The organism is Vibrio sp. 10N.222.48.A3 (assembly GCF_041475345.1).
In the GTDB taxonomy this organism is placed as follows: domain Bacteria; phylum Pseudomonadota; class Gammaproteobacteria; order Enterobacterales; family Vibrionaceae; genus Vibrio; species Vibrio tasmaniensis_A.
The window spans coordinates 1-6,106 of record NZ_JBFRVX010000850.1; the positions used below are offsets into that span (position 1 = coordinate 1).

The 6,106-nt window shown below is 45.5% G+C and carries 5 protein-coding genes; all 5 read left to right on the forward strand.

Annotated elements, in window-relative coordinates; all coding sequences use genetic code 11:
- Positions 1 to 368: ribosome maturation factor RimP (gene rimP, locus AB4653_RS20755; protein WP_372105212.1), on the forward strand; the 368-nt coding region annotated here is incomplete at its 5' end.
- A 35-nt stretch (positions 369 to 403) separates the two neighbouring features.
- Positions 404 to 1,891: a transcription termination factor NusA gene (nusA, locus tag AB4653_RS20760; protein WP_009847542.1), complete on the forward strand. Its 1,488-nt coding sequence runs from the start codon at positions 404 to 406 to the stop codon at positions 1,889 to 1,891.
- A 22-nt stretch (positions 1,892 to 1,913) separates the two neighbouring features.
- On the forward strand, positions 1,914 to 4,604 hold the full coding sequence (gene infB, locus AB4653_RS20765; protein ID WP_009847541.1) for a translation initiation factor IF-2: 2,691 nt from the start codon (positions 1,914 to 1,916) through the stop codon (positions 4,602 to 4,604).
- Between the two features lie 135 nt (positions 4,605 to 4,739).
- Positions 4,740 to 5,153, forward strand: a complete 414-nt coding sequence (rbfA, locus tag AB4653_RS20770) for a 30S ribosome-binding factor RbfA (protein WP_009847540.1) — start codon at positions 4,740 to 4,742, stop codon at positions 5,151 to 5,153.
- On the forward strand, positions 5,153 to 6,106 hold the full coding sequence (gene truB / locus AB4653_RS20775) for a tRNA pseudouridine(55) synthase TruB (protein ID WP_372105214.1): 954 nt from the start codon (positions 5,153 to 5,155) through the stop codon (positions 6,104 to 6,106). The genes rbfA and truB overlap by 1 nt, the downstream gene beginning before the upstream one ends.

Sequence of the window (6,106 nt, forward strand, 5' to 3'; positions counted from 1 at the left end):
GTGCTGGTGAGCACTCAACGCTACGCATTTACATCGATTCACCAAATGGTATCAATGTAGATGATTGCTCTGAAGTTAGTCACCAAGTAAGTGCCGTAATGGACGTTGAAGATCCAATTTCAGTGGCTTATAACCTTGAAGTGTCTTCACCAGGTTTAGAGAGACCACTGTTCAAAGCTGAGCATTACCAACAATTTATTGGTCACGAGGTAAGCATCGTTTTGAAAATGGCTGTCGGCAACCGTCGTAAATGGAAAGGTGATATCCAATCTATCGAAGGCGAGACAGTGAAAGTATTGGTTGAAGGACAAGAAGAAGAATTCGTCCTGAGCAATATTGCGAAAGCTAACCTGATCCCTAAATTTTAGTTCTCCTAGAGAGAAGAGCTTAAGAGGCTAGATTAATGAACAAAGAAATTTTGGCGGTAGTAGAAGCTGTTTCTAATGAGAAAGCAGTTCCTCGTGAGCGTATTTTTGAAGCGCTTGAAATCGCGCTTGCAACGGCAACAAAAAAGAAAAGCGAACTAGAAATCGAAGTTCGTGTTGAGATTGACCGTAAAACGGGTAATTTCGAAACTTTCCGCCGTTGGGAAGCTGTTGAGGAAGTTGAATTCCCAACAAAAGAAATCTCTATTGAAGCTGCAAAGTACGATGATCCAGAGATCGAACTTGGCGGTTTCATCGAAGATGATATCGAATCAGTAACGTTTGACCGTATTACGACTCAAACAGCTAAGCAAGTTATCGTACAGAAAGTACGTGAAGCTGAACGCGCTCAAATCGTTGAACAGTTTATTGATAACGAAGGCGAGCTAGTCACTGGCGCAGTTAAGAAAGTTAACCGTGACACAGTGATTCTAGATCTAGGTAACAATGCTGAAGCGGTAATCCTTCGTGATGACCAACTTCCTCGTGAAAACTTCCGTCCAGGTGACCGTGTTCGTGGTCTTCTATACGCAGTTAAGCCAGAAGCTCGTGGTTTCCAGCTTTTTGTTACTCGTTCTAAGCCAGAAATGCTAGCTGAACTATTCCGTGTTGAAGTGCCTGAGATTGGTGAAGAGCTAATTGAACTTAAAGGTGCTGCACGTGACGCTGGTTCTCGTGCTAAAATCGCCGTTAAAACAAACGACAAACGTATTGACCCTGTTGGTGCGTGTGTTGGTATGCGTGGCGCACGTGTACAAGCTGTATCTAACGACCTTGGCGGTGAGCGTATCGATATCGTGCTTTGGGATGATAACCCGGCGCAATTCGTTATCAATGCAATGGCTCCTGCTGATGTTGCTTCTATCATCGTTGATGAAGATACGCACTCAATGGACATCGCGGTTGAAGCTGACAATCTAGCGCAAGCTATCGGTCGTAGCGGTCAAAATGTACGTCTAGCGTCTCAACTTACTGGTTGGGAACTGAACGTAATGACTGTTGCTGATCTAGAGAAGAAGCACCAAGAAGAAGCAGTTGCTTCTATTGAAAACTTCATGAAGCACCTAGATATCGAAGAAGACTTTGCTCAAATGCTTGTTGAAGAAGGCTTCTCTACGCTTGAAGAAGTAGCCTACGTTCCTGTGAACGAGCTTCTTGAAGTAGATGGTCTAGATGAAGGTATCGTTGAAGAATTGCGTAACCGCGCGAAAGACGCACTGACAACTCTAGCGCTAGCGAAAGAAGAAACTTTCGATGGTGTTGAGCCAGCTGAAGACCTACTTGCACTTGAAGGTCTTGAGCGTGAAATGGCTTACAAGCTAGCAGCAAAAGGCGTTGCGACATTGGAAGACCTAGCTGACCAAGGCGTTGATGAACTAGAAGGCATCGAAGACCTAACTGCAGAGCGTGCAGGCGAGCTAATTATGGCTGCGCGTAACATCTGTTGGTTCGGCGACGAAGAATAATTCAGCAAGGAGAGAGAGCGGTATGACACAATTAACAGTTAAAGCACTGAGTGAAGAGATTGGTACGCCAGTTGACCGCTTAATTGAACAACTTGCTGATGCAGGCATGAAGAAAGCAGGGTCGGACCAAGTGACTGATTCAGAGAAGCAAACATTGCTAACGCACCTTAAAAAGGAGCACGGCGATACTTCTGGTGAAACAGAACCGACTCGTTTAACTCTTCAACGCAAGACCCGCAGCACGCTAAGTGTTGCCGCTGGAGGCGGTAAGAGTAAGGATGTTCAAGTTGAGGTACGTAAAAAGCGTACTTACGTGAAGCGCAGCACTATTGAAGATGAAGCGAAACGTGAAGCTGAGGAAGTAGCTAATCGTGAAGCGGAAGAGAAAGCACAACGCGATGCTGAAGAGCAAGCGAAACGTGATGCTGCAGAGAAAGCACAGCGCGAAGCCGAAGCAAAAGTAACACGTGAAGCGGATGCAAAACGTGAAGCTGAAGAGAAGGCTCAACGCGCACAAGCTGAAAAGGCTAAAAAAGACATGAATTCAAAAAATGCAGACGCTAACGCACAAGCGAAAAAAGAAGCGGATGAACTTAAAGCTCGTCAAGAGCAAGAAGCAACTCGTAAAGCCGAAGCTGAAGCAGCTAAGCTTGTTGAAGAAGCTCGTAAGTTAGCAGAAGAGAACCAAGAACGTTGGTCTGAAGAAGAGAAGAAGAAGAAAGAGCAAGAGAAATCTGCGGATTACCATGTGACGACTTCTACTTACGCTCGTGAAGCTGAAGATGCGGCAGACAAAAAAGATGAGAAAGCACCTCGTCGTCGCAAGAAGAAACCAGCTCCAGCAACTCAACCTGGCAATAACCGTGGTGGTCGTAACCAACGTGGTCGTGGCGGTAAAGGTAAGCTTGCTAAACCAACTTCAATGCAGCAAGGCTTCGATAAGTCAGCGACTGTTGCAAAATCTGACGTTGCTATCGGCGAAACTATCGTTGTTTCTGAACTGGCTAGCAAAATGTCAGTTAAAGCAACTGAAGTTATCAAAGTAATGATGAAGATGGGCGCTATGGCGACTATCAACCAAGTGATCGACCAAGAAACAGCACAACTTGTTGCTGAAGAAATGGGTCACAAGGTAATCCTACGTAAAGAAAACGAACTTGAAGAAGCAGTACTAGCTGACCGTGATAGCGATGCTATCGCTGAAGGTCGTGCTCCTGTTGTTACTATCATGGGTCACGTTGACCACGGTAAAACTTCAACACTTGACTACATTCGTAAAGCACACGTTGCTTCTGGCGAAGCTGGCGGTATCACGCAGCACATTGGTGCTTACCACGTAGATACTGACAACGGCATGATCACGTTCCTTGATACTCCTGGACACGCGGCCTTTACTGCTATGCGTGCTCGTGGTGCTCAAGCGACAGATATCGTTGTACTTGTTGTTGCTGCAGACGATGGCGTAATGCCACAAACAATCGAAGCAATCCAGCACGCGAAAGCGGCAGGCGTTCCTCTGATTGTTGCTGTGAACAAGATCGACAAAGAGGGTGCAAACCCAGACAACGTTAAGAATGAGCTAGCTCAATACGACGTTATTCCTGAAGAATGGGGCGGTGAGAACATCTTCGTTCACATCTCTGCAAAACAGGGTACAAACATTGATGGTCTTCTAGAGTCTATCCTTCTTCAGTCTGAAGTTCTTGAACTTACAGCGGTTAAAGAAGGCATGGCATCTGGTGTTGTTGTTGAATCTCGCCTTGATAAAGGTCGTGGTCCAGTTGCAACAGTACTAGTTCAGTCTGGTACTCTAAACAAAGGCGATATCGTTCTTTGTGGTCAAGAGTACGGCCGTGTTCGTGCAATGCGTGATGAAAACGGTAAAGACATCGAAACTGCAGGTCCATCTATCCCTGTAGAAATTCTAGGTCTTTCTGGCGTTCCTGCTTCAGGTGATGAAGCGACTGTTGTACGTGATGAGCGTAAAGCGCGTGAAGTTGCAAACTACCGTCAAGGTAAATTCCGTGATGTTAAACTAGCTCGCCAACAAAAAGCGAAACTAGAGAACATGTTCGCGAACATGACGGCAGGCGAAGTTGCTGAACTTAACGTTGTACTTAAAGCTGACGTTCAAGGTTCTGTAGAAGCGATTGCTGACTCTCTACTGAAACTGTCAACTGACGAAGTTAAAGTGAACATCGTAGGTTCTGGTGTTGGTGGTATTACTGAAACTGACGCAACGCTTGCTGCAGCTTCTAACGCTATCATCCTTGGTTTCAACGTTCGTGCTGACGCAACTGCGCGTAATACAGTTCAGAACGAAAACCTAGATCTACGTTACTACTCAATCATCTACCAACTGATTGACGAAGTTAAACAGGCAATGGGCGGTATGCTTGCTCCTGAATTCCGTCAAGAAATCATTGGTCTTGCACAAGTTCGTGACGTATTTAAGTCGCCTAAACTTGGTGCAATCGCTGGTTGTATCGTTACTGAAGGTACGATTAAGCGTAGCAACCCAATCCGTGTACTTCGTGAAAACGTTGTTATCTACGAAGGTGAACTAGAGTCACTTCGTCGCTTTAAAGATGACGTTCAAGAAGTTAAGAATGGTTACGAGTGTGGTGTTGGCGTTAAGAACTACAATGACGTTCGCGTTGGTGACCAGATCGAAGTATTCGAAATCGTTGAGGTTAAACGTACTCTAGACTAATCAGTCTGTACGACTCGACATATTGACTAAGGTTACTAACATTACTAATAAAGGTAATAAGGTAATCGGTTGTTGAATACACCATGGGGGGCTGGTAATTACCAAGCCCCCCATCTTTCTAAGTGAGAAAAGAAAATGTCAAAAGAATTTAGCCGCACACAACGTGTGTCTCAGCAGCTTCAAAAGGAGCTTGCGCTTATCCTACAACGTGAAGTTCGTGACTCACGTATCGGTATGGTAACTATCTCAGACGTAGAAGTGTCTCGTGACCTTGCTTACGCAAAAGTGTTCGTTACTTTCCTATGTATCGGTGAGCAAACACCTGAATCATGTCTTGCTGCTCTTAAAGAGCATGAAGTGCCAGTTCGTATGGCTCTTGGTAAGCGTATTCGTCACCGTCTAACGCCTGAAGTGCGTTTTACTTACGACAACACACTAGTAGAAGGCATGCGTATGTCTAACTTAGTAAGTGAAGTTTTAAACGACGATAAGCGTAAGCAAGAAGAGTCTGGCCGAACTGACGAAACTCAGTCTAAGGGCGAAGAGTAATGGCTCGCCGTCGTAAAGGTCGCCCTATCAACGGGGTAATTCTGTTAGATAAGCCAACGGGCATTTCGTCTAATGATGCACTGCAAAAAGTAAAACGTATTTACTTTGCAGAGAAGGCAGGGCACACCGGTGCTCTTGATCCTCTTGCGACTGGCATGCTGCCAATTTGTCTTGGTGAAGCAACGAAGTTTTCTCAGTTTCTATTAGATTCTGACAAGCGCTACGTAGTAATCGCTAAGCTTGGTGAGCGTACCAATACTTCTGACTCTGATGGTGAAGTGGTAGAGACACGAGATGTTAACGTGACTCAAGAGCAACTTGAACGCTGCATTGCAAGCTTCAAAGGGGAAACCGACCAGATTCCGTCAATGTTCTCAGCATTGAAGTATCAAGGTAAGCCTTTGTATGAATACGCACGTGCAGGTATCGAGGTGCCTCGTGAATCTCGTAAAATCACTGTTTACTCTATTGAACTGCTTCGCTTTGAAGGTGATGAAGTTGAGATGGAAGTGCATTGTTCAAAAGGCACTTACATCCGCACAATTACCGACGATCTTGGTGAAATGCTAGGTTGTGGTGCCCACGTGACCATGCTTCGCCGTACTGGTGTTGCTAAGTATCCGTACGATCGTATGGTGACTTTGGAGCAGTTGAACGAGATCCTAGAGCAAGCGCAGGCGCAAGAAATTGCACCCAAAGAACTGCTTGATCCACTATTAATGCCAATGGACACAGCCGTTGAAGACTTACCAGAAGTTAACTTAAACGCGGAACTGACTGACCTAGTTCAGCACGGTATGCCCGTTCAGGTTTCTGGTGCGCCAACTGAAGGTACGGTTCGCATGACAAGTGGTGAAGAGAAACTGTTTGTTGGTGTTACTCAGATTGCTGAAGATGGCCGAGTTGCACCGAAGCGTTTGGTTGTTTTCAGAGATGAAGAGCCACAACCATAA